The 3,597-nt window shown below is 71.6% G+C and carries 1 protein-coding gene; it reads right to left on the bottom strand.

Annotated features, from left to right (window positions below; all coding sequences use genetic code 11):
* Window positions 1-3,571 (bottom strand): SDR family NAD(P)-dependent oxidoreductase (locus tag ACYVE9_RS19130; RefSeq protein ID WP_461029105.1); only part of this gene is annotated, 3,571 nt, incomplete at its 3' end.
* Window positions 3,572-3,597: the final 26 nt, after the last annotated feature.

The raw sequence follows: 3,597 nt of genomic DNA, 5'->3' as shown, positions 1-3,597 counted from the left end.
ACTCCACCGCCATCCCCACCCACTGAGCCCCCTGCCCCGGAAACACAAACACCGGCGACCCAGCAGAACCAGCAACCGACCCCCACGCCAGCCGCTCCCCACCCCGCAACACCGCACGACACTCAAACTCCGCACGGCCCTCCACCAACGACCACGCCACATCCACCCCACGCGCACCACCCACACCCACACACGCAGAGACCCGCCCCACCAACTCCTCCAGCGCACCCTCCGAACGCGCCGACACCAACAACGGCACCAACGAACCGTCATCGCCGCCCGCAGTCGTCGGAGCGTCACCCTCGTGCGCCTCATCCGCTTCGGTCTCGTCCGGCATGTCCGCCTCGACGATCACGTGGGCGTTCGTGCCACTGATCCCGAACGACGACACACCAGCCCGCCGCACACCAGCCCCGTCCGCGACCCACTCACGGGACTCGGCCAGCAACTCCACCCCACCAGCCGACCAATCGACCAACGGCGACGCACTCCGGCCATTCAGCGACTTGGGCAGTGTGCCGTGCCGCATCGCCTCGACCATCTTGATGACACCGGCCATGCCCGAAGCAGCCTGGGTGTGACCGATGTTGGACTTCACCGACCCCAACCACAACGGCCGCTCCGCCGGCCGGTCCTGACCGTAGGTCGCCAGCAGCGCCTGCGCCTCGATCGGGTCACCCAACCTCGTCCCCGTACCGTGCGCCTCCACCGCATCCACATCCGCAGCCGACAACCCAGCATCCGCCAACGCCGCACGAATCACCCGCTGCTGCGCCCCACCACTGGGAGCCGTCAAACCATTCGACGCACCATCCTGATTGACCGCCGAACCCCGCACCACCGCCAACACCCGATGGCCGTTGGCCCGCGCATCCGACAACCGCTCCAACACCAACACACCCACACCCTCGGACAGGGCGAACCCGTCGGCGTCGGCCGAGAACGGCTTGCAGCGGCCGTCCGGTGCCAGTGCCCGCTGGCGGCTGAAGGCGACGAAGGCTCCCGGTCCGGACATCACCGTGGCCGCTCCGGCCACCGCGAGGCGGCACTCCCCCGCCCGCAGAGCGCGTACGGCAAGGTGCAGGGCCACGAGAGACGACGAGCACGCCGTGTCCACCGTCACCGCCGGCCCCTCCAGACCCAGCGCATAGGCAACCCGGCCTGACGCCACACTCGCGGCGGCGCCGGTGGCGAGATACCCCTCGTTTTCTCCGGAGGCGGCGCGCAGTCGGTCGGCGTACTCCTGGTCGGTGAGGCCGACGTAGACGCCGGTGTCGCTGCCACGAAGGCTCTTCGGGTCGATACCGGCGCGTTCCAGCGTCTCCCAGGTGGTCTCCAGCAGCAGTCGCTGCTGCGGGTCCATCGCCGCCGCCTCACGCGGCGAGATACCGAAGAACCCGGCGTCGAACCCGGCCGGATCGTCCAGGAACCCGCTCTCGCGGACGTAGCTGGTACCGGCGTGGTCCGGGTCGGGGTCGTACAGTCCGGTCAGGTCCCAGCCCCGATCGGTGGGGAACGGGGTAGTCGCATCGGCGCCCTCGCTGACCAGGCGCCAGAATTCCTCGGGCGTGTGGGCGCCGCCGGGGAATCGGCAGCCCATCGAGACGATGGCGATGGGCTCGTCGTCCCTCGCGTCGCCGGCAATTTCGGGCCGGGCGGCGGGCTTCGCCGTCCGCTCGTCCTGGCCGAACGCCTGGTCGTGCACGTACGCCGCGAGGGCGGCGATGCTGGGGTGGTCGAAGACCACGGTGGTGGGCAGCTTCAGTCCGGTCGTCCGGTTGAGCCGGTCCCGGAGCGCGACCGCGGTCAGGGAGTCGAACCCCATGTCCTTGAAGGCCACTTCGCTGCTGAGGCCGTCGGCGTCCGCATGTCCGAGCGCGGCCGCGACCTGGGCGGCGACGAGGCCGCGCAGGGTGTCGACACGCCGCCTCGGCGGCAGGTCGGCCATCTCTTCCAGGGCGGCGCCTCTCCCCGTCCCGGCCACGTCCGGCTCAGCCGCACCGTCCGCGGCACGTGTCCCGGGCAGCTCCGCGAGCAGCGGGCTGGCACGCACGGACGTGAAGACGTCGGCGAAGCGCTGCCAGTCGACGTCCGCGAGGGCGACGAACGTCTCGTCGTGGTCGAGCGCCTGCTGCAGACCGGTGATCGCGGTCGACGGTTCGATGACCGGCACCCCCCGGCGGCGCAGGTCGTCCTGCACCGACTCGGCGATCATGCCGCCCCCGGCCCAAGGACCCCAGGCCACCGACAGCACTGGCGCGCCCTCGGCGCGGCGGAGTTCGGCGCGGGCGTCGAGGATCGCGTTGGCCGCGGCGTAGGCACCGTGGTCGGCGACACCCCAGGTGCCGGAGATGGACGAGAAGTAGACCACGGCGTCCAACTGGTCGGTGTCCAGTACGGCGTCCAGGTGCTCGGCCCCGAGCACCTTGCCGGAGAGGGTGGCGGCGAGGTCGTCCAGCCCGGCTTCGGCGATCGACCGAAGCGCGCTCACGCCAGCGGCGTGCACCACGGCACGTACCGGAGTGCCGTCCTGGGCCAGGCCGGCCACCAACGACGCCACGGCCTCGCGGTCTGCCATGTCGCACGCCGCGACGGTCAGGCGCGTGCCGTAGGGCTCGAGTTCGGTCCGCAGTTCCGCGAGATGTGCCGCGTCCCCTCGGCGACCGGTGAGAACGAGGTGCTCGGCGCCGTTGCCAGCGAGCCAGCGTGCCACGTGTGCACCCAGCGCGCCCGTGCCGCCGGTGACGAGCACAGTGCCCGTCGGCCGCCAGGTCCGCCGAGGCGAGGCGGCACCCACCGGGGCCGGTACGAGGCGGCGGCCGTACACCCTGCCGTTCCGCAGGGCGACCTGGTCCTCCTCGCCACCCTCCAGAACAACGTCCACCAGGAGCGGCAGCGCCTGGACTGCCGCGTCGGCGGGCAGATCGACCAGACCTCCCCACCGTTGGGGGAACTCGAGGGCGGCCACTCGACCGAGACCCCATGCGCCGGCCTGAGCAGGCGACGAGGGGACGTCGCCGGAACCCGTGCCCACTCCGCCCCGGGTCACGCACCACAGCGGTGCGTCCAGTCCCGCGTCCCCGAGTGCCTGCAACAGCAGCAGGTCGGCGGCCAGTCCGGCAGGCACGGCGGCATCGCCGGGAAGCGGAGTCTCGTCCAACGCGAGGAAGGAGACAACCCGCCCGAGAACAGCGGCTCCACCGATCCCGGCGAGCGAGTCGGCCAGTCGCGCGCGATCCGGGTCAGCCGTGTCGACCGACAGCACCGAGCAGTCGAGGGCGCGGGCGCCCAGATCGGCAGTGACCTGCTCGACAAGCTCCTCGGCTCGGTGTCCCTCGGGGACGATGAGGAGCCACGGGCCGTCGGCGCTTCCGCCGCGAGGTGCATCCAGAGCACGCCAGGCGACCCGATACCGCCAGTCGTCCAACCGGGCCCGGTCCTGCCGACCACGACGCCACGCCGCCAACGCCGGTACCACGGTCTCCAGTTCCTGGCGGGCGGACACCCCGAGCGTGTGCTCCAGGGCGGCAAGGTCGCCTTCTTCGACGGTGCGCCAGAAGCGTTCCTCCACCGGATCCGACGCCACAGACGACGCCG

The organism is Streptomyces sparsus, assembly GCF_054776295.1.
Note: the sequence above shows the minus strand (reverse complement) of the source record. Positions and strands in the feature narration are given on the sequence as shown.